Consider the following 1,496-nt stretch of genomic DNA (forward strand, 5'->3'; position numbering starts at 1 on the left):
AATCAACGATCTACCAATACCACCCCCGCGCCAGTGCTGGGTTTGCGAACCGCCAGTTATTGCACTGAAAACGAGGGGACCCCGAACCGCTCAGCAGGACTCCATTCGAAAACCGTGGTCAGGCACCGCCTGCCACTGAGGGAATGTCGAGTTCATCTGCTGCCGGTCTGACCTGTGGTGAGCATCTTCGAGCGCACGTCTGTTGGCAAAAAATCAGTATCTGTGCTGCGAAATCTTTCCGCGCCTAAGCAACGGCTACCGCACCCGGATACGTTGGGACGTGCTCAGGGTCGAACGTGGTACCTCTTGTCAACACGCTCCACAGTATTCTGGCGTTTTTGTTGGCCAGCGCGACGACAGTTTTTTGCCAGCCGATGCGCTCCCTGAGTTGCAACAGCCACTTGCTGATGCGGTCGCTGCGCTTGCCCGCACTCATGACGGCAGACTTCGCCCCTTGAATAAGCAAGGTACGTAGATAGGTGTCGCCACGCTTGGTGATGCCGCCCAGCTTGGCTTTACCTCCCGTCGAATTCTGACTTGGCGCCAAGCCAAGCCATGCCCCAAATTGCCTGGCGCTGTGAAACTGAGCGAAATCGCCCACGGTCGATACCAGTGCCGAGGCTGTCAGTGGGCCAATCCCAAGCAGTTGGGCTGCCTTCTTTGCCCGCTCATCACTCTTGACGTGGGCGCGGATCCGTTCATCGCACCAGGCTATTTCCTTGTCAAGCTCTGTGTAATGCGAATTCGCGCGGTCAAGAGCCAACCGCGCCACCGACGGCAACTCGTTGCTGGCGTCCTCAAGGACCTCGTGTATCGCCCCTCTCAACGCTTCTGGACTTTGGGGGAACACTAGGCCGAATTCAGCGAGGAGCCCACGAATGCGATTGAGGCAGGCCGTTCGCTCCTCTTTGTAGCCTTCACGCAATCTATGAACGGCCAACTGACCTTGCTGCTCGCAGGTCTTTGTGGGAACGAATCGCATCTGAGGGCGACCGGCTGCCTCGCAAATCGCAGCCGCATCGTTGGCGTCATTCTTCCCGCTCTTGCCTGCCATACGATAGGGCGTAACGAAACTGCCGGCAATAAGTCTGGCATCCAAACCCATGTCACGAAGGCGGCGCGCGACATGATGCGCACCTCCACAGCTCTCCATCGCCACCATGCAGCCAGACGGCAGCTCGGAGCACCAGGTGAAAAACCGATCCCGAGAAAATGCCTTGGCCAGTGTGACCTCCCCAAGCTGCGTGATGGCGTGAACTTGGAAATACTTCTTGGATAAATCAACACCGACCCGAACAATGGCCGCCTGTGAAATGTCGTTCATGGGATACCCTTTTCAGTTGATGAATGGACTCGACATTCCGATCTTGGCTAACTTGTTGCGGTAGTGCAATTGCGGAAGTCCCTTCATATTCGAAAAGGTAAAACGAGCAGTTTTCCCCTCTGAAGGAGGGAGTCAAGGCCTCGGTACACCCGGTACAGGCTGCTGCCGACAT

Annotated in this window: 1 protein-coding gene; it reads right to left on the minus strand. The window is 56.7% G+C overall.

The genetic code is table 11. From position 1 onward, the window contains the following. Positions 1-244 precede the first annotated feature (244 nt). On the minus strand, positions 245-1,324 hold the full coding sequence (locus ACFQND_RS12290) for an IS110 family transposase (protein ID WP_371436482.1): 1,080 nt from the start codon (positions 1,322-1,324) through the stop codon (positions 245-247). Between the last annotated feature and the right edge of the window lie 172 nt (positions 1,325-1,496).

Source organism: Polaromonas aquatica (genome assembly GCF_042659145.1).
Classification (GTDB): domain Bacteria; phylum Pseudomonadota; class Gammaproteobacteria; order Burkholderiales; family Burkholderiaceae_C; genus Polaromonas; species Polaromonas aquatica.

What these genes read in the sequence shown, in the direction of transcription:
- ACFQND_RS12290 (WP_371436482.1), bottom strand. Translation starts at nt 1,324, where the DNA reads ATGAACGACATTTCACAGGCGGCCATTGTTCGGGTCGGTGTTGATTTA.